This window comes from Novosphingobium sp. G106, assembly GCF_019075875.1.
Taxonomy (GTDB): Bacteria; Pseudomonadota; Alphaproteobacteria; order Sphingomonadales; family Sphingomonadaceae; genus Novosphingobium.
In genome coordinates this window covers 118,153-135,338 of sequence record NZ_JAHOOZ010000002.1, presented here as the reverse complement: position 1 = coordinate 135,338, position 17,186 = coordinate 118,153, and the positions used below count along the sequence as shown (strand labels likewise).

At 63.2% G+C, this 17,186-nt stretch carries 16 protein-coding genes; 6 read left to right on the top strand and 10 right to left on the bottom strand.

What is annotated here, in order from left to right:
- Nucleotides 1-63 precede the first annotated feature (63 nt).
- The 4 genes from KRR38_RS30780 to KRR38_RS30765 form a co-directional block, all read right to left on the bottom strand.
- On the bottom strand, nucleotides 64-867 hold the full coding sequence (locus KRR38_RS30780; protein WP_217407645.1) for a universal stress protein: 804 nt from the start codon (nucleotides 865-867) through the stop codon (nucleotides 64-66).
- A gap of 63 nt (nucleotides 868-930) precedes the next feature.
- A complete protein-coding gene (locus tag KRR38_RS30775; protein ID WP_254515785.1) occupies nucleotides 931-1,383 on the bottom strand; it encodes a response regulator transcription factor in 453 nt (150 codons plus the stop codon).
- A gap of 65 nt (nucleotides 1,384-1,448) precedes the next feature.
- Nucleotides 1,449-2,063: a response regulator transcription factor gene (locus KRR38_RS30770; RefSeq protein WP_217407644.1), complete on the bottom strand. Its 615-nt coding sequence runs from the start codon at nucleotides 2,061-2,063 to the stop codon at nucleotides 1,449-1,451.
- Nucleotides 2,063-3,907: a PAS domain-containing sensor histidine kinase gene (locus KRR38_RS30765; protein ID WP_217407643.1), complete on the bottom strand. Its 1,845-nt coding sequence runs from the start codon at nucleotides 3,905-3,907 to the stop codon at nucleotides 2,063-2,065. The genes KRR38_RS30770 and KRR38_RS30765 overlap by 1 nt, the downstream gene beginning before the upstream one ends.
- 243 nt (nucleotides 3,908-4,150) lie before the next feature.
- On the opposite strand from KRR38_RS30765, the gene KRR38_RS30760 reads away from it, so the two are divergent.
- A complete protein-coding gene (locus KRR38_RS30760) occupies nucleotides 4,151-6,814 on the top strand; it encodes a bifunctional acetate--CoA ligase family protein/GNAT family N-acetyltransferase (protein WP_217407642.1) in 2,664 nt (887 codons plus the stop codon).
- A gap of 114 nt (nucleotides 6,815-6,928) precedes the next feature.
- Here the strand turns inward: KRR38_RS30760 and rpoH are convergent, their stop codons facing one another.
- Nucleotides 6,929-7,828 (bottom strand): RNA polymerase sigma factor RpoH, encoded by a 900-nt coding sequence (rpoH, locus tag KRR38_RS30755; protein ID WP_217407641.1) that lies wholly within the window; start codon nucleotides 7,826-7,828, stop codon nucleotides 6,929-6,931.
- A 345-nt stretch (nucleotides 7,829-8,173) separates the two neighbouring features.
- Nucleotides 8,174-8,779: an ATP-binding protein gene (locus KRR38_RS30750; RefSeq protein WP_217407640.1), complete on the bottom strand. Its 606-nt coding sequence runs from the start codon at nucleotides 8,777-8,779 to the stop codon at nucleotides 8,174-8,176.
- 311 nt (nucleotides 8,780-9,090) lie between these two features.
- Between KRR38_RS30750 and KRR38_RS30745 the strand changes: the two genes are divergently transcribed.
- A complete protein-coding gene (locus tag KRR38_RS30745) occupies nucleotides 9,091-10,080 on the top strand; it encodes a zinc-dependent alcohol dehydrogenase family protein (protein WP_217407639.1) in 990 nt (329 codons plus the stop codon).
- Nucleotides 10,081-10,083: 3 nt separating this feature from the next.
- On the opposite strand, the gene KRR38_RS30740 is transcribed toward KRR38_RS30745, so the two are convergent.
- The 3 genes from KRR38_RS30740 to KRR38_RS30730 all read right to left on the bottom strand — a co-directional run bounded on the left by KRR38_RS30740 (nucleotide 10,084) and on the right by KRR38_RS30730 (nucleotide 12,530).
- A complete protein-coding gene (locus KRR38_RS30740) occupies nucleotides 10,084-10,665 on the bottom strand; it encodes an NUDIX domain-containing protein (RefSeq protein ID WP_217407638.1) in 582 nt (193 codons plus the stop codon).
- Between the two features lie 61 nt (nucleotides 10,666-10,726).
- Nucleotides 10,727-11,845 (bottom strand): NAD(P)-dependent alcohol dehydrogenase, encoded by a 1,119-nt coding sequence (locus KRR38_RS30735; RefSeq protein ID WP_254515784.1) that lies wholly within the window; start codon nucleotides 11,843-11,845, stop codon nucleotides 10,727-10,729.
- Nucleotides 11,846-11,861: 16 nt separating this feature from the next.
- Nucleotides 11,862-12,530: an NAD(P)H-dependent oxidoreductase gene (locus tag KRR38_RS30730; protein WP_217407637.1), complete on the bottom strand. Its 669-nt coding sequence runs from the start codon at nucleotides 12,528-12,530 to the stop codon at nucleotides 11,862-11,864.
- A 443-nt stretch (nucleotides 12,531-12,973) separates the two neighbouring features.
- Here KRR38_RS30730 and KRR38_RS30725 point away from each other — a divergent pair, with 443 nt between their 5' ends.
- From KRR38_RS30725 to KRR38_RS30720, 3 genes are all read left to right on the top strand, one after another.
- A complete protein-coding gene (locus KRR38_RS30725; protein WP_217407636.1) occupies nucleotides 12,974-13,624 on the top strand; it encodes a BON domain-containing protein in 651 nt (216 codons plus the stop codon).
- Between the two features lie 27 nt (nucleotides 13,625-13,651).
- Entirely contained in the window at nucleotides 13,652-14,143 is a 492-nt protein-coding gene (locus KRR38_RS36665) for an Hsp20/alpha crystallin family protein (RefSeq protein ID WP_254515783.1), read from the top strand.
- 77 nt (nucleotides 14,144-14,220) lie between these two features.
- Nucleotides 14,221-15,804: an AAA family ATPase gene (locus KRR38_RS30720; protein ID WP_309141229.1), complete on the top strand. Its 1,584-nt coding sequence runs from the start codon at nucleotides 14,221-14,223 to the stop codon at nucleotides 15,802-15,804.
- Between the two features lie 194 nt (nucleotides 15,805-15,998).
- On the opposite strand, the gene KRR38_RS30715 is transcribed toward KRR38_RS30720, so the two are convergent.
- Complete coding sequence (locus tag KRR38_RS30715) at nucleotides 15,999-16,796, bottom strand: universal stress protein (RefSeq protein WP_217407634.1); 798 nt, start codon at nucleotides 16,794-16,796, stop codon at nucleotides 15,999-16,001.
- A 187-nt stretch (nucleotides 16,797-16,983) separates the two neighbouring features.
- Between KRR38_RS30715 and KRR38_RS30710 the strand changes: the two genes are divergently transcribed.
- Nucleotides 16,984-17,151, top strand: coding sequence for a hypothetical protein (locus KRR38_RS30710; RefSeq protein WP_217407633.1), 168 nt, complete (start codon nucleotides 16,984-16,986; stop codon nucleotides 17,149-17,151).
- Nucleotides 17,152-17,186 lie beyond the last annotated feature (35 nt).

Here is a 17,186-nt window from a genome sequence, read left to right as displayed (position 1 = left end):
GCTGGTATCCAGGGACCTTCCGGCGGCAAGGGGGCCTTCCGGCCGCCTTGCCGCCGGACTGCCTCAGTGTCCGAGAACGAGCGGGATGGGGCTCGCGGCGAGCAGGCGCTTCGTTACGCCGCCGAAGGCTTCTAGAAGTCGCCCGTGGCCGTAGGCGCCCATGATCACATAGTCGGCGCGGAAACGGGTCATCTCGTCGGTGATGATTTCGTCGGCCGGCGTGAGCCCGTCCGTCACGATCCGCACTTCGGCGTGGATATTGTGACGCGACAGGTAGGCGGCGGCCTCGGCCGGCTCGATGTTTTCCGCGCCGTCGCGAACCATGAATATCTCGACTTCCTTGGCCAGAGAGAGCAGCGGAATACAGGCCCTCACGGTTTCGGCGCAGCATGCCTGGCCGTCCCAGGCGATCAGCGCCCTGTCGAGATCGAACCGCCGCGCGCTGTCGGGCACCGCGACCACCGGCTTTCTCGCATGCATCACGACCTCGCTCGTGACGTCGCGCATGTTCGGCGAGCGGGAACTGTCGAGCTTCCGGTTGAGGACGATGATGTCTGACATGTCCGCGGCTTCGAGCACGCCTGCGGACAGACTTTCCGTGATGTCGATCCAGGTCCAGGGAAGGCCTTCCTCGCGCAGCCGCTCCTCGACTCGCGTCTTGTTCGCGTGCTCGCGGTCGCGCTCGACTTCGAGAAGCAGGCCCGTGCCTGCACCGCCGCCGTAATAGTCGCCGGCCACCGGAATCGGCAGAACGGAGACGTCGACACAAGTGAGATGGCCGCCCAGGGCCCGGGTGAGGTCGAGAGCCGACTGGAACCGCGCCTCCTGGCCCTCATCGTCATGCACCAGCAAAAGAACATTCTTCATAAGTCACCTCCAGCTTCCTGGCCCGAAACTAGGTGCGCCCCGGCGCGGCCTGTATTGGGAATGCTACTTAGACCGCAGCGTGCCCGGGGCGGGCAACAGCCCGATGGAAGCGCCATCCGAGGACGTCAGCCGCTGCAGTGCAGCGACCAGCACATGATCCTTGAGGGGCTTTTCGAAGATCTCGCTGTAGCCGGCCGATATGGCGCGGGCGCGAAGTTCTTCTGTGCCGAACGCGGTCATCAAAATCGCCGGGCCGTTCCATCCCCCGGAGCGGAGGGCTTCCAAGACTGCAACACCGTCCGAGGCGCCGAGACGATAGTCGGCGACTAGGCAATCGATCCCGGCGAGCTGCGGATCGGAAAGGAGTGCGGAGGCGCTGGCATAGGCCTTCACGGCGAAGCCCCGCCCCTGGAGCAGCATCTGAAGCGAACGCCTTACCCCGTTGTCATCCTCCAGCAGCATGACCTTCGGCCCTGCCGGCATGCGTACATCAACGCTCATGTCCATCTCAAGCATCCTTGTCACAGGACGGACATGACACGCGCGCCAACTGAGATCGCTACGTAATAGTCCCGAGTGTCCTAGCTTCCCAGGCCCGCAGCGAAGGCTATTCGAAGCGCATCCGACAGGGTATGCACTTCCAGCTTCACCATAAGATTCGCGCGGTGGACCTCGACGGTCCTTGGCGAAATTCCGAGATCATAGGCAATGGTCTTGTTGGGGAAGCCCCGGGCAAGACCTTCGAGGACGTCCCGCTCGCGCGCCGTCAGCGCGGCGAGCATCGTTGCCGCATCGGCCGCACGCGCCGATGCCGAGGTCGCATTCGCGATGCGCGCGAAGGATTCCTCGATCGCGCCCAGTAGCGCCGCCTTTTCGAACGGCTTTTCGAGAAAATCGACCGCCCCGCCCTTCATCGCCCGGATCGCGATGGAAATGTCTCCATGCCCCGTCATGATCACGATCGGCATCGTCACGCCCCGTTCGGCGAGGAGGCGCTGCACCTCGAGGCCATCGATCTCGGGCATGCGAATATCGAGCAGGATGCAGCCGTGCTCGGCGTGCTTTACGTCCTTCAGGAAAGCCTGGCCGGAGTTCCAGGTCTCGACCTGATAACCGGAGGTCTTGAGCATGAAGCTGACCGAACGGCGGATCGAGTCCTCGTCGTCGACGATGTGGACCAGTTTCTTGTCACTCATCACGCACCTTCCGTCTGCTCTCTCTGCAGGGTAAAATTGAACACCGTGCCGCCGCCTTCGCGCGGCTCCATCCAGATCCGTCCCCCGTTCGCCTCGACTATCGTGCGGCAGATCGAGAGGCCGAGGCCCATGCCTTCGCTTTTCGTCGTGACGAAAGCGGTGAAAAGCTGGTCCGCGACTTCGGGCGCGATGCCGGGTCCGGTATCGGCCACGGAGACCCGAACGAAACCCGGCGCATCGTTTCGCGTGCGGACGGTAAGGCGGCGCGTGGCCCCGCCAGTCATCGCCTCGCAGGCATTGCGTATCAGGTTGATGACCACCTGCTGGATCTGAACCTTGTCGACGAATACCGGCGAAGCATAGGGGTCGAGATCGAATTGCACGTCGACGCCGCGCTCGCGTGCGGCCATGAGCCCCAGTACGGAAGCTTCGTTGATGAGAGCGGGCAAGGCCTCGATCGTCTTTTCGACCTCGCCGCGGGCGACGAAGTCTCGTAGGCGGCGAACGATGTGCCCGGCGCGCAGGGCCTCCTTCGCGGTCTCGTCCAAGGCTTCGCGCATGAGAGCAAAGTCGTCCTGCGCAGGATCTGCCAGCATGTCGCGCACGGATTCCGCATAGTTCGCGATTGCAGCGATCGGCTGATTGAGCTCGTGCGCGATCGTCGAGGCCATCGTCCCCATCGCGCTGACTCGGGATACGTGGATCAGCTCGGACTGGAGGGATTCGAGGCGTTCCTCGGTTTGGCGGCGTTCGGTCAGATCGCGGATGAAGCCGGTGAAGAGTCGCTCGGTGCCCGTGACGGCCTCGCCGATCGATAGTTCCATCGGAAAGGTCGTGCCGTCCTTGCGCTCGCCGTAGACGATGCGGCCGATCCCGATAATCCGCTTTTCCCCCGTATCGAGATACCGCCGGACATAAGCGTCGTGGCGCTCGCGATCGGGCGAAGGCATGAGCATGCTGACATTGCGCCCGATCGTATCGGCTTCGCTGTAGCCGAACAGCACTTGCGCCGCGGCGCTGAAGGACATGATGAGCCCGCTCTCGTCGATCACCACCATTGCGTCCGGAACCGTAGAAAGCACGCTCGTCAGGAGGTTCTCGCGGACGCGCAGTTGCTCCTCACCGGCCCGCCGCTGCGTCACGTCGCAAACGACCTTCGCAAAGCCGCGCAAGGTCCCATCGCCATGTTGGAGCGCGGTCACAGTAATCGCAGCGAGGAACTCGGAGCCATCCTTGCGGAAGCGCCAACCTTCTTCGTCGAACTGTCCTTCTGCGGCCGCGGTCGACAGGACGAACGCCGGCTCGCCGCGGGCGACCGCATCGTCCGGAAAGAACAGCGAGAAATGCTTGCCGATGACTTCCTCTTCCGGCCAGCCGGTCAACCGCTCGGCTCCGCTGTTCCAAAGCGTCACTCGGCCTGCGGTATCGAGCATATAGATGGCGTAGCCTCGCGCGCCATCTATCAGGAGGCCGAGTTCTTCGGCCAGGCGGGCAGCTTCCTCACCGGTCGCAATTCCCCGGTTGTGCAGGGACGCTGCCGCGCTTCCAAGAACGATGATGCCAGCTGCGGTCAGCAGAAACACGGCCGATTGGGTCAGGTCGGTTACGTCGAGCCCGTCCCGGCTCGCGAGCAACAGACCGATCGCGGTGGAAAACAGTGCCGAGAAAATGGCCGGGGCCGTTCCGCAGCGAAGGGTCGATGCCAGGACGGCCAGTCCGAACAGTTCGAACCCGGCGCCTGCGCCCCACCACGGATCGACGAGCAGGCGAACGCCCAGCAACAGCAGTACGAACACTGCTGCCTCGATATAACGCAGTGCAGCCGAGCGTTCCCACGCAGGCATCCGTATACGTACTCCCCGCCGCATCATGCCGGCCCCCCAAGCGATCCCGCACTTGGGCCATCCATCGTCTTATGCAGCAAATTGTGTCCACTTGAAAACACTAGTGACGTCCTTCAACCGCGCCGGCCTTAGGGGCACCTGCCCTTCAGGCATCATTGTGGAGATTACGGATATCGAGGCCGCAGCACGACGCGCATCACATGTCAGGCTCGCTTTCGAGAGCATTTCCAAGAGACCTCGACCATGACGATCCGCAATCTGGCGCCCTTGCTGCGCCCCCGCAGTCTTGCCCTCATCGGTGCCTCGGACCGTCCGGGAAGTCTTGGGAATCTCGTTCTGGAGAACGTCCTCGACGCCGGATTCGCCGGTCCGATTTCGGTCGTAACGCTTCACCCTTTCGAACGCTCGGGCATTCACTGCGTCAGATCGGTCGATGATCTCGGCGAGGCACCCGATCTGGCGATCGTCATGACGCCGGCTCCCACCGTCCCGGAGATCATCGGACAACTTGGCCGCCGCGGAACGAAGTGCGCGGTCGTCTTATCGAGCGGGCTGACCAGGACCAGCGGACTGCAACAGGCCATGCTCGACGAGGCGCGGCCGCACCTGCTGCGCGTCGTCGGCCCGAACTGCCTGGGCATCGTGTCTCCGCGCGCGAAGCTCGATGCGACCTTCGCCCGGGCGAAATCGAAGCGCGGCCGCCTCGCGCTTATTTCCCAAAGCGGCGCGCTCATCACGGCGATGCTCGACTGGGCCGACGCGCGCGGCATCGGCTTTTCCGGGATCGTATCGGCGGGCGACATGGCCGATGTCGACCTCGGGGATCTCATAGATCTGTTTGCGACCGACCCTGAAACCGATGCGATCCTGCTTTACGTGGAAGGCGTGAGCGATGCGGCGAAATTCCTCTCCGCGGCGCGCGCTGCCGCAATTCTCAAGCCCGTCGTCGCCATCAAGGCGGGCCGATCTCCCGCAGCAGCCAAGGCGGCTTTCTCGCATACCGGCGCGCTGGCCGGATCGGACGCGGTCTATCGTGCAGCATTCGAGCGGGTCGGCATCGTCACGGTCGAAACGCTGACGGAACTCTTCGACGCCGCCCAGACGCTGTGCCTGTGCAAGGGACTGCGCGGCGATCGCCTCGGCATCGTGACCAACGGCGGCGGCGCCGGCATCCTAGCGGTCGACGCGCTTGCCCTGGCCAGAGGACGGCTGCCCGAATTGAGCGCCGCGACGCTCGCCTCGCTCGACGCAGTATTGCCGCGCGAATGGTCCCGGGCGAATCCGGTCGACCTTATCGGCGATGGCGGGCCTGCTCGCTATGCTGCTGCCATTCCGCCCATGCTGTGCGATGACAATATCGACGCGCTACTGGTCATGAACTGCCCGACCGGCCGGGCCACGTCTGCAGCGTTTGCCGCGGCAACGGTGGGCGCGGTGGACGCGGCGAGATGCGAAGGGCGGGTCAAGCCCGTCCTCGCCTGCTGGCTGGGCGATACGAACGCCGCGGAGGCGCAAGGCGCGATGGAGCAGGCCGGGATACCGCTCTTTTCCGCGCCCGAGGATGCAATCGCCGGCTTCAGCGATCTGCTCAGGGCCCGCAGGGCGCGGAGCGATCTTACCGACCGTCCGGCCGCCTCGCGCGAAGTCAAACGCGACCTCGAACGCGCCAGGCGCGTTCTTGCAAACGTGCGCGGCCAGGGCCGCACGCAGCTTACGGCGCTCGAGACCAAGGAACTTCTTACCGCCTATGGCATCGTCGTCGCGGAGAGCCGTTTCGTGGCCGATGCCAGTGCGGTGGAAGCCGCATGCCGGTCGCTGAAGCCGCCGTTCGTGGTGAAGATTGCCTCGCCAAACCTGTCGCACAAGTCAGATGTCGGCGGCGTCGTCCTCGGGCTTGGCACTGCAGCCGCCGCGGCAGCAGCTGCCCGCGAAATGGCGGCCAGGCTCGCGCGGGAACGGCCGGCGGCCCTGATCGCTGGTTTCGTGATCGAGGAGATGATCGAACGCCGCGATGCGTTCGAGCTGTTGGCGGGGATCGCCAGCGACGAGGCCTTCGGTCCGCTGGTTCTGATTGGTTCCGGCGGGACGGCAGTCGAGATCGTCGCCGACAAAGCGCTGAGCCTCGCGCCGATCGATCATGCCGACGCCCTTGCGCTCATTGACCGGACAGCGATCGCAAAACGACTGAAGGGATACCGGAACGTGCGGGCCTGCGATCTCGACGCCGTGGCCGCGGTTCTCGATGCGCTGAGCGCGATGACGGTCGATCTTCCAGACATTCTCGAGCTCGATATCAATCCCCTCCTCGCGAACTACGATGGCGTCATCGCGCTCGACGCGCGGGTATGCCTCTCGCCCCAGCCGGTCGCCAATCCTAGGCACGCGATCACGCCGGTTCCGATGAACTGGTCGGCAGATCTCGTGACGCGAGACGGCGTTGCCATTCACGTGCGCCCGGTTCGGGCGGACGATGAAGCTCTGCTGGCCGAGTTCTTCAAGCACGTTTCGCCGGAGGATCTTCGCTTCCGGTTCCTGTCCGGCGTCAGCGAGGTCGGGCACGACAAATTGGCAATGATGACGCGCGTCGACTATCGCCGCACCATGACCTTTCTGGCATTCGGCACCGATCCTGGCACGGTGATAGCGACTGCCATGCTCGCTGCTGAGCCGGACCGCAGCAAAGCCGAAATCGCGCTCACCACTCGCGCGGACGCGAGAAAAAGCGGCGTAAGCTGGACCTTGTTCGAACATGTCCTGCGCTACGCCCGGGCGGAGAAAATCGCGAAGATCGAAGCGATTGAGTATGCCGATCACGACGCCGCGATCAGAATGGAACAGGAACTCGGTTTCGTAATCGAGAGCGATCCTGAGGATCCCACGCTTCGCATTGCCACGCGCTCGCTCTGAAGGTCCTGGCGCAGCGGGGTGGAGCGCTCCGCTGCGCCAGGGCGGTCTGGACCGAGCTGCGAGTGGCCGATGCCGCGCCGCAAGCGGCTGCGCGGCTTTCGCGGCCAGGCTGGCTCAGGCGGCGAACACGGTCTGCGCCTGGGCCATTTCGCGGATAGCCTTCTGCACCTTCGTGAAGGCCTTCACCTCGATCTGGCGGATGCGCTCTCGGCTGACGTGGTACACCTCGCTGAGCTCCTCAAGCGTCTTTGGTTGTTCTGCGAGGCGCCGCTCGGTGAAGATATGGCGCTCGCGGTCGGTCAGCCGGTTCATGGCCTTGCGCAGGAAATCGGATCGCATCGCAAGCTCCTCGGCATCGGCCAGGGCAATGTCCTGAAGCGGGCGGTCGTCGGCGAGAATATCCAACCATTCGCCTTGCCCCTCGTCACCCATGGTCACGTTGAGCGATGCATCGCCGCCCATGATCATTCGCCGGTCCATACTGACGACTTCGTCCTCCCGGACTCCGAGCTCGCTCGCTACGCGTTGAACCTGGTCGGGACGAAGGTCCGTATCCGCGTAAGCTCCGAGCTGCTTCTTCAGGCGGCGAAGATTGTAGAAGAGTTTCTTCTGGCTGCGGGTGGTGCCGAGCTTGACCAAGCTCCAGCTACGAAGGACGAATTCCTGGACCGAGGCCTTGATCCACCACATCGCATAGGTCGCGAGACGAAAGCCTCGATCCGGATCGAAAAGCTTCACGCCGTGCATCAGGCCAACGTTGCCTTCGGCTATGAGGTCGGAAATCGGCAAGCCATAACCGCGATAGCGCATGGCGATCTTGGCCACGAGCCTGAGATGACTTGTGACAAGCTCTGCCGCGGCCTCTCTGTCGTCATAGTCGCGATATCGCTTCGCCAGCATGTATTCCTTCTCTGCCGACAGAAAGGGAAATTTCTTGATTTCGGCCAGGTAGCGATTGAGGCCCTCGTCGCTCGCGAGCATCGGCAGGGTGCTGCGGACTGAAGCATTCGTCATGATGGTACCCCCCTACTTTTCGGCATGGACTGTAAGGAGCGAGCATTCGCGCGCCTTCGCTCGAGATAGTCCATCCGGCGAGGGCCCTTCCCTATTCGTAATGTTCCGTAGCGGCCGCGCTTTCGCCGGAATTCGGCCCGCAGCGATCGCGGCGGGACCGCTCTATCCGGATACTTCCAAACAGGACGCGGCACCCGGCATAGGCTTCAATGACCTTTGGACGATCGCCCGAAGCGCCGCATTGAAGCGCCTTTTCGGGCCGCCGGCGAGGTCCCGAGATGCTGGTGCCGCATGGACCGCCCGCCGGATCGACCTACCGGCTTCCAGGATCGCCAAGCAACGGCGTCATGCCGCGACCGGATGCCGGACGGGCGCGTGAATGAGCGCCTTCGGCTTTTCAAACGCCGGAAAGGCCGGTCGCATCGCGGACGTCGGTGCGGCGACCGCGCCGGCTGGAAAAATCAGGGCGAAGGATGTCCCGCCGCCGGGACAGCTGCGAATAAGAGCCCGCCCGCCACCAGCCGTCATGAACTGGCGGACCCGGGCAAGACCGCTGCCATGGGCAAGACCGAGGTCGTGACCGCGGCGCGCGCGTTGGAGCGTGGACGCGGACATACCCGCGCCATTGTCGGAAACCAGCAGCCAGACATCGCTGCCGCACAGGCGGGTGCGGACCGTTACCGAACTGGCGCCGGCCGCAGCGGCATTCGAGACCAGTTCGAGGAGCGCCGCATCGAAATCGGCGGGAACGGCGCGGATGAAGAGCTGGGCCGAGCGACAGGCCCGGGCAAGATTGATTTCGGTATCGGCGAGCACGCGGAGCATCGGCGCGAGCCTTGCCAGCCGGTCGATCAGGTCGAATAGAACTGGTTTCGGTTGCTCGGCGCAGTTCGCCAGAAGTTCCGTGGTCAACTGCCCGCCCTGACGGGTCGCTTCGCCGATCGCGGTCAAGAGCTCTTCCCGCCGCGCCGAATTTGGATCCCGCTCCAACAGCCCCTTGGCCGCGCCTATGATTGCGAAAAGATTGCGCAAATCGTGGATCACCTTGCGCTGTGCGGGACTAGCCGGGCGAGACACCGGTTCGGCAGCTGTATCCTGTCTCATCGTCACCCTCCGTCTTCATGGGCAGCACTCTGAGGTAGCGTTGGCACCGGACCTATCCGCAATTTCCCGTAACCGCTGCGGCACCGTAGCATTACGAAGGGACGTCGGTTGCCCGCGAGGCTAGGCCTGGCCTTGCCGGACAAGCGAGGAGACCTAGGATGGAGCAGATGTTGGCCATGCAAATCGATGCGCCAGGCCGGGATCTGCGCGCCGTAACGCGCCCGGTTCCCTGCCCCCGCGACGGCGAGGTGCTCGTCAGAGTTTCAGCCTGCGGCGTTTGCCGGACCGATCTTCATGTGTTCGATGGTGAAGTCCGTGCCAGATATCCGATCATCCCCGGCCACGAGATAGTGGGGCACGTCGCCGCCGTCGGCGGCGACGTCGAAGGCTTCGAAACCGGTCAGCGCGTCGGCATACCCTGGCTCGGGCACACATGCGGCCGATGCCTCTATTGCCGGTCGGCTCGAGAAAATCTCTGCGACAACGCCGAATTCACCGGAGCGACGCGCGACGGCGGCTATGCCACGCATGTGCTGGCGGACCCGCGCTATTGTTTCTCCATTCCCGATCGCCTGTCCGACGTCGAGGCGGCACCCCTGCTGTGCGCCGGCCTGATCGGCTGGCGGGCCTTGCGCCTCGCTGGCAAGGGCAAGCGTTTGGGTTTCTTCGGCTTTGGCGCTGCTGCTCATATCCTGACCCAGGTTGCGCGTTGGCAGAACAGGCAGGTCTATGCCTTCACGCGCGCTGGCGATGCGGCCGGCCAGTCCTTCGCGCTTTCGCTGGGCTGTGCCTGGGCGGGATCCTCCAACGAGAAGGCACCGGCCGAACTCGACGCCGCGATCATCTTCGCCCCGGTGGGAGACCTCGTTCCGATAGCTCTGCGGTCGGTGGCGAAGGGCGGCAGGGTCGTTTGCGCGGGCATTCACATGAGCGACATTCCCGCCTTCGCCTACAGCGATCTTTGGGAAGAGCGGCAGATCCTGTCGGTTGCAAACCTAACCCGCGAGGACGGCCTATCGTTCTTCGAGGCGGTCGAGAAAACGAACATCCGTACGGTGACGACGCCTTATCCGCTGCGGGAAGCGAACAGGGCGCTTGCGGATCTCAGGGCCGGCGGGATCACGGGAGCAGCCGTCCTCGTCATGTAAACGTCAGCGAGGCCCGGGTTCAAGCAACTCCGCCAGGGCGCCCAGCAGCGGATCTTGACTGGCAAGGATGCAGTGGCCGGCCTCGCCGAGCGACATCCAACGCGCCGCGTCGATTTCGGGAAACGCGGCCATCGTGCCGCTGCCCGGGGGCCATTCGATCTCGAAGCTGTTGCTATGGAGCGCTTTGACGTCGACGTCCTGATGGAGCGCGAAGGCCTCGACGACCTTCCCTCCCTTCTGCCTGATCGTCGCGAGCGGGACCGGTATACCGTCGATCCTTATGCCTAGCTCTTCTTCGGTTTCGCGGCAGGCTGCGGCGAGCGGCTCTTCTCCGGCCCGGACCAGTCCTTTGGGGATCTGCCAGGCCCCGCGGTCGCGTCCGCGCCAAAACGGGCCGCCGGGGTGAACAAGCAAGACCTCGACCCCGTCCTTGGCGCCGCGATACAAAAGGATGCCTGCACTGTGCCGAGCCATCGACGCCTCACGAAGATCGACAAGGATATCCGGGGATCGCCAGGCGGATAAGCGGCCGTTCGCCCGATTGGCTCCGCCTGCAACCCCGGTCTCGCACTTGCCGCCCGCCATCTCGAAACAGGATAGGTAGAGCCGCATCTTTCGCCAACAGGCCTCGTCAGCTCGGAAAGTGTCACGGGCGGATGGCAACCTTCAGCACGCCGTCCCGCTGATGCGAGAACAGATCGTAAGCGGCTTCGATGTCGTTGAGGACAAAGCGGTGTGTCACGAGCGCAGCCGGATCGAAGCGCCCGGCGGCAACGGTCGCCATCAGGCGGCGCATGCGTTCCTTGCCTCCGGGACAGAGCGACGTGATGATCTTGTTGTCCCCGAGACCGGCGGTAAAGGCGTCGACCGGTATCCTGAGATCGGTCGAGTAGACGCCCAGCGATGACAGCGTTCCGCCGGGACGCAGCACGCGGAGAGCAGCCTCGAAGGTTTCCTGCCGCCCCAGGGCCTCGATGGCGACATCCACGCCTCGCCCGCCTGTCAGCTTCAGAATTTCGGAAACGGGATCGACTTTGGTAAAATCGACAATGTGATCCGCCCCCATGTTGCGGGCGATCTCGCCGCGCACTCCGATGGACTCCACGCCGATTATCGCGGCCGCGCCCATCAGCCGCGCTCCCGCTGTGGCACAGAGCCCGATGGGTCCTTGGGCGAAGATGGCCACGGTGTCGCCGATGCGTATGCGAGCCGCCTCGGCGCCCGCGAAGCCCGTCGACATGATGTCGGGGCACATCAACACCTGCTCGTCCGTCAAGTCGTCGGGTATCGGGGCGAGATTGGCCATGGCATCCGGAACGAGCAGAAACTGTGCCTGGGCGCCGTCGATCGTATTGCCGAACCGCCATCCTCCCATCGGCTTCCAGCCATGAGCAGTCCCGGCACCGCATTGCGAATGGCAGCCGTCGAGAGATGCGTTGGACCAGCCCGAGGGCGTTATCGCGCCGGCGATCACCCGCTGGCCTTCGCGGTAGCCTTGAACCGCCGATCCCAGTTTTTCGATGACCCCCACGGGCTCGTGACCGATGGTAAGGCCGGGTGCGACCGGATACTCCCCCTTGAGAATGTGGACATCGGTCCCGCATATCGTGGTCGTCGTGATGCGCACCAGGGCATCGAGGGGGCCGATTTCCGGAATGGGCTTCAAGTCCAGCACGATACGTCCTGGCTCGACGAACACGGCGGCTGTCATCTTCGACATAATGGTTTCCTTCTTGATCGCGGCTGCGCTGCTGCGCGCCGCCAAACTGGTCCTGACGCGTCTAGCGCAGGGTCGGATTCCGGAGCCCCAGACCGGATGCCGCTCTCTCCCAACGCTCTGCGTTCGCAGCTGCGCAGACACGATCCGCGAATTCGTCCACCCGGCTGAGCTGCGACGCGGCGTAGTGACTGTCCATCGCTTCCAAGATCATTCCCAGGTGCAATCGCAGGACTTCCTTGGCCCCGAAAACCTCGGCAATGTACTGATCGTAAAGCGTGTGAAGTGCTCCCTTCACACCCTTCTCAGCGAGCCAGGGCTCGCTCGAGGCTGACGTTGCGATCTGCACGACGCGCACGTTGGCGAGGGCTTTCGCGGCCTGTTCGCCTTCCTTGAATGCAGTGCCGCACCCGACTACGCGTTCGAAATAACCCTTGAGAATGGCAGGCGGCGAGCCGAACCAGACGGGATAGACAAAGACGAGAACCTCTGTGTCCTGCAGGCGCCGGCATTCGGCGACATTGTCAGCGCTAGGTGCGAAGCCGATCTTACCCGGTTGCTCGGTGGCCCGAAGAACCGGATCGAAACCGTCGCGATAGAGATCTCTGAGTTCGCAGATCTGATGATTGCGCTCCGCGCGTTCCTGCCAGCGCCGCGCGATTGACGAACAGAAACTTTGGGCACTGGGATGTGCCAGTACGACGAGCTGCTTCACTGCCTGCGGCGGCTCCATGGCGAACTCCATTCCGATCGATCTAAGCGTTTTGGTTCGAACGGCGCGGCTCTCGGCCCTCAAAGACCCGGCACATGCCTTGCGTTGTTGCATGCCTACCGGACGATACCGTCAGGCGTGGGTGTACGCCGCGTTCTTCGATCGGAAACTACGGAATATTACGGTCTTGTCGCACGCTGCCGTGGGACGAACCGGGCAATTCTCGGCGGCTTGGTGCCTTGGCCGCACTTCGGTGCACGCGCTGCTCCCGGAAGGCCGCGACCGGGAGCGCCTTGCTTACCGCCTTGGCGGCAGTGGTTCTGCCAAAGTGTCATACTACGGGATATTGCGAATGGGCGGCGGCCTTGCCTTGAGCCCTAAATGGCCCTGCAGGTAACCCGAGTCCCCGCAACCACCAATATCTCGAGCGCCTGCTTCTGTTTCTTGAAACGATGGAGGAGTTCATGAAAAGCGACAGTCAACTGCAGCACGACGTGATGTCCGAACTCGAATGGGAACCGAGCGTCGACCACGAAGACATCGGCGTTTCGGTGACCGACGGCGTTGTCACGCTCAACGGCTTCGTGAAGAACTATGCCGAAAAGCAGGGCGCCGAAAGAGCCGCGCGCCGGGTATCCCGCGTCAAGGCGATCGCGCAGGAAATCAAGGTGCGTTTCGCTTCCGCGCCGAAGACCGCCGATCACGAGATCGCGAGACGCATCCTCGATGTCTTCACCTGGAGCGTCCTCGTTCCGGACGACATGATGGCGGTGAAGGTCGAAAACGGCTGGGTTACGCTCACCGGCACGGTCGACTGGCACTTTCAGACCCAGGAGGCCGAGAAAGTCGCTGGCAGGATCAACGGCGTGCTCGGGATCATCAACCGGTTGGCAGTGCGCCATCGCCCGACGGCCAGCGATATCCGCAAGAGGATCGAAGACGCCTTCGATCGCCAGGCCGACCTCGATGCGGCTGGTGTCACGATCGCGCTCGACGGCAACAAGGTGAAGCTCGGCGGGCGGGTCAAGGCCTGGCACGAACGCCAGGTGGCCGAACGCGCGGCCTGGGCTGCCCCCGGCGTGACCCATGTCGAAGACCACATCGTCGTGGCCTGATCCCAGCTATAATTTCAGGAGGCTATCATGAATGATATTTTCTCGACCGGCAGGCAGCCCATGCGCTCGGCTTCCCTGCTCCCGCCTCACCCGTTCGGGTGGCTGCGCGGAGAAATCGACCGGCTGTTCGACGATTTCGGATCCAGCGGTCCGCCGCGCGGCATCATCAATCTCCCCTCGATCGACACCATGCGGCCGGTCGCGGATATGAAGGACGAAGGCGGCTCCTATCGGCTTGCCATGGAGCTTCCCGGCATCAAGCAGGACGCCATCAACATCGAGTACCATGACGGCGTCCTGACCGTATCGGGGGAGAAGAAGGAAGAGACCGAAAGCAAACGCGAAGGTTGCATTCTCAGCGAGCGCCGTTTCGGCAGCTTTCGTCGGCAGCTCGCCCTTCCCAGCGATGTCGACGCCGAGGGCATCTCCGCGACGTTCAGCGACGGGGTGCTCACCCTGACGCTGAAGAAGAGCGAAGACGTCTCGACCAAGCCCAAGAAAATCGCCATCGGAGCCTGAAGTTCGCCGGCCGGGCGGTGCACCGCCGCTGCCCGGCCGACGCTACTTGGAAGCGATTGACGTTCGGATGGGAAGCGATGCCAGACGAAAGAGCCGGGCCGCTTTCGGCCATGAACCAAGACGAGGTCATTGCGTTCCTGGAACGCCCGGACAGCTATGGCGAGCTCGAGCGAGTTGAACGCATCGACACCCATGCGGCGATCGTGTTCCTTGCCGGAGATTGTGCCTACAAGCTCAAGAGAGCGGTCAAATTCCCCTATCTCGATTTCTCTTCACCCGCGAAGCGCAAGGCGGTGTGCGAGGCTGAGCTCACGCTCAATCGACGCACGGCCCCCGAGCTTTACCTAGGCGTCCGCAGCATCAATCGCCTCGCCAATGGAAAGCTTGGCTTCTCGCAAGGCGAACCGATCGATTGGCTGGTGGTCATGCGCCGGTTCAAGTCGACCGATCTGCTCGAAGACGTGGCCTCGCGCGGCGGGCTGGACGCTGCGCTAACCGTCAGCCTTGCCGACGAGATCGCACGTTTCCATGATTTGGCGGAAACGATTCCGAGTGAGAGAGGCGCCGAACGAGTCAGCAGGGTAATCGAGAGCAATTTCGAGAGCATGATTCGCCTTGCGCCTGGCATTATCGACGCCGGCGCCTGTCAAAACCTATTCCAGGCGTCGCTCGCAGAATGCGGCCGCGTCAGGGATCTCCTCGACCGCCGCGCAGCTTCGGGTCATGTCCGTCTTTGCCACGGCGACCTGCACCTTGCGAACATTTGCCTCTGGCAGGGAAAACCCACCCTGTTCGATTGCCTCGAATTCGATCCGGAACTCGCCAAGAGCGACGTTCTTTACGATGTGGCCTTCCTCGTCATGGATCTTTGGCAGCGCGGTTATCGCCCTTCGGCGAACTTGCTGTTCAACCGGTACCTCGATCGGCGCGAGGAGGCGGACGGCCTCGGAGCGGTTCCGCTATTCCTTTCGATGCGTGCGGCTATCCGGGCTCATGTCAGCGGCGCAGCTGCCGAGCGGCAGGCCGAGGTCAAAGACCAGGAGCAAAAGGTCGCGGATGCCCGACACTATCTCGATGCCGCGCAGGCGTTCCTGAAACTTAGCAAACCTCAACTCATCGTGATCGCCGGCCTGAGCGGGACTGGCAAGTCCACGCTCGCCCGCGCCCTTGCGCCGCTGGTTGGCGCCGCACCAGGTGCGCGTTGGCTTCGCACTGACGTCCTGCGAAAGCGCCTGGCAGGGCTCAGCCCCGAGACCCGATTGCCCAAAGACGCCTACACCCCGGAACGAAGCGCCGAAGTCTATGCATCTTTGCAGAAAGAGGCCGCGGACGCGATCGAGGCCGGCAGCACGGTGATAGTGGACGGCGTGTTCGCCAAGCCCGAGGAGCGGGCCGAGATCGCGCAGATCGCCGCAACCGCGCGTGCCGAATTTACCGGCCTGTGGCTGACTGCGCCGCCCGAGACCATGCTCGAACGCGTGGGCACGCGCATCCTAGACGCCTCCGACGCGGACGAAGCCGTAGTCGAGCATCAGTTGAGCTATGACCTTGGTTCCCTCGCAGGTTGGCTGCGGATCGACGCAGGGCGCACGCCAGAGGCGGTACTCTCCTCATCCATCGGCCTGCTTCAATCCCGTCTGAATCGGTCATCCGGGAATTGACGGCAATTCCTGCGGGTCGGGCGCGGGAAATTCTACATCGGGATGCGGCGGTTCGAAGCCTGGAGGTTCTTCGCCCGGGGCATTGGGGATGGGAAAGTCGGGGATCGTCTCAGGCGGAGATTGAGGAAAGATCCTGTCGGGCTGGGTAGCCATTACATTTCTCCAAAAGCGAAAGGGCCTAAGCGTCCCTTTTGTCAGTGGGCCAGGGCGAGCGGTAGGGTCGCCATGTCGAGCATCGCGCGGGTAACGCCTCCGAAAAGCGCCTCGCGCAGCCGGCTGTGTCCAAAGGCTCCCATGACGCAATAGGTCGCCCCGACCCGCGTGGCGGCCAGGCAAATCTCGGCCGCGATCTCGTTGCTCGCCGGTGCGATCTCGATTTGCGAGGCGACTTTCTGCCGCGACAGATATTCCGCTGCCTCTTTTGCGGTGACGCTCTCCTCGGGCAAATCGCCAAGCTGGAAGATCGTGACGAGCGAGGCCTTCTTGAGGAGCGGCAGAGCTCGCTCGAGCGCCAGCGAGGCCTGCGCAGAACCGTCCCAGGCAACGAGCGCGGGACAGTCGAGCTGGATGCCGCGGGAGTGCTCGCCCACCGCGACGACGAGAGCGTTCGTGTGCATGAGGACGCTCGAGGTGATGCTGCGCATGTTTGGGCGCGCCGTAGTGTCGAGCTTGCGGTTCAGAACGACGATATCGGCTCTCGTTGCGACCTCGATGAGAGCGGGAACGAAGTCGTCCGTGATGTCGTCCCAATTCCAGGAGATCTTTTCGCTTTCGATTCTTCGTTGCAGATCTGCCTTGTTGACTTCTTCGCGCTTCGCCTCGTCGAGGATGAATGCAGGTGCGAGCGACATTCCCTGGTCGAACACGATTGGAAAGGGGGTGATGTCAATGCAGATGAGATGCCCGGAAAGTGCACGGGTTAGATCGATCGCGACTTTCAATCGCGCCTCCTCACCCGCATCCTGATGAACCAGCAGAAGTATGTTCTTCATTGTGCTCTCCTGTGCGTCCGACCTGAATGCCAAGGGAGCGGTCGCACACATATCCGGAGATATACGGAAGCGGCAGAACGATAAGGGCGCTCCTGACCGGTATGAATACTCGTAGCGATTGCATCCCGTTAAAGGCATCTTCGGGATCGGCTCCGAAGAGGGCTTAAGCTCGATCGGGAGCGTGGTTATGGAATGGGTACTTCGCAAGAACATCGAGCGGCACGAGAGACTCTGTGAAGAGGAGAGCGATCCTCAGAAGCAGCGTATCGTGCGGCAATTGCTTCGCGAAGAGCCTACCAAGCTTGCAATGCTGAAAGCCGGCGAGCCGAAGTCGAGTCAAAACGGGTCTCAATGAGTTTGGATTTCAGCTTCGGGCTCGAATGCCGCGCC

Coding starts and splice junctions, on each gene's coding strand:
- KRR38_RS30780 (WP_217407645.1), bottom strand. CDS start 867: ATGAAGAATGTTCTTTTGCTGGTGCATGACGATGAGGGCCAGGAGGCG.
- KRR38_RS30775 (WP_254515785.1), bottom strand. CDS start 1,383: ATGCTTGAGATGGACATGAGCGTTGATGTACGCATGCCGGCAGGGCCG.
- KRR38_RS30770 (WP_217407644.1), bottom strand. CDS start 2,063: ATGAGTGACAAGAAACTGGTCCACATCGTCGACGACGAGGACTCGATC.
- KRR38_RS30765 (WP_217407643.1), bottom strand. CDS start 3,907: ATGCCTGCGTGGGAACGCTCGGCTGCACTGCGTTATATCGAGGCAGCA.
- KRR38_RS30760 (WP_217407642.1), top strand. CDS start 4,151: ATGACGATCCGCAATCTGGCGCCCTTGCTGCGCCCCCGCAGTCTTGCC.
- rpoH (WP_217407641.1), bottom strand. CDS start 7,828: ATGACGAATGCTTCAGTCCGCAGCACCCTGCCGATGCTCGCGAGCGAC.
- KRR38_RS30745 (WP_217407639.1), top strand. CDS start 9,091: ATGGAGCAGATGTTGGCCATGCAAATCGATGCGCCAGGCCGGGATCTG.
- KRR38_RS30740 (WP_217407638.1), bottom strand. CDS start 10,665: ATGGCGGGCGGCAAGTGCGAGACCGGGGTTGCAGGCGGAGCCAATCGG.
- KRR38_RS30730 (WP_217407637.1), bottom strand. CDS start 12,530: ATGGAGCCGCCGCAGGCAGTGAAGCAGCTCGTCGTACTGGCACATCCC.
- KRR38_RS30725 (WP_217407636.1), top strand. CDS start 12,974: ATGAAAAGCGACAGTCAACTGCAGCACGACGTGATGTCCGAACTCGAA.
- KRR38_RS36665 (WP_254515783.1), top strand. CDS start 13,652: ATGAATGATATTTTCTCGACCGGCAGGCAGCCCATGCGCTCGGCTTCC.
- KRR38_RS30720 (WP_309141229.1), top strand. CDS start 14,221: ATGCCAGACGAAAGAGCCGGGCCGCTTTCGGCCATGAACCAAGACGAG.
- KRR38_RS30715 (WP_217407634.1), bottom strand. CDS start 16,796: ATGAAGAACATACTTCTGCTGGTTCATCAGGATGCGGGTGAGGAGGCG.
- KRR38_RS30710 (WP_217407633.1), top strand. CDS start 16,984: ATGGAATGGGTACTTCGCAAGAACATCGAGCGGCACGAGAGACTCTGT.